1 protein-coding gene is annotated in these 401 nt (G+C 69.3%); it reads left to right on the top strand.

Features of this window, described 5'->3' with window-relative positions:
* Positions 1-401 (top strand): VWA domain-containing protein (locus V2J85_RS40960; RefSeq protein ID WP_330824441.1); only part of this gene is annotated, 401 nt, incomplete at both ends.

Here is a 401-nt window from a genome sequence, read left to right as displayed (position 1 = left end):
CACCACGGCAAGCGCATCGACCTGCGGGCGACGATGAACGCGTCGCGGTCGACTGGCTGGGAGTCGGTGCTGTTGGCACGGATCCGGCCCCGCCGACGCCCCAGGCGGGTGCTCCTGCTCTGCGATGTGAGCCGCTCGATGCAGCCCTACGCCGCCATCTATCTGCGTCTGATGCGGGCGGCGGTGCTGCGCCGGGCAGGGGGCCACCCGGAGGTTGTCGCGTTTTCGACGTCGCTGACTCGACTGACCTCGGTGCTGTCTCATCGCTCGGCCGAGATGGCGCTACATCGGGCCAACGCTAGGGTGACCGACCGCTACGGCGGTACGTTCATCGGCCGTAGTGTCGCCGCCCTGCTGGCCCCGCCGCATGGCAACGCGTTACGCGGCGCGGTGGTGATCAT

This window comes from Streptomyces bugieae (assembly GCF_036352915.1).
Taxonomy (GTDB): Bacteria; Actinomycetota; Actinomycetes; order Streptomycetales; family Streptomycetaceae; genus Streptomyces; species Streptomyces endophytica.
The sequence above is the reverse complement of the archived record's forward strand: the minus strand, read 5'-3'. Positions and strand labels throughout refer to the sequence as shown.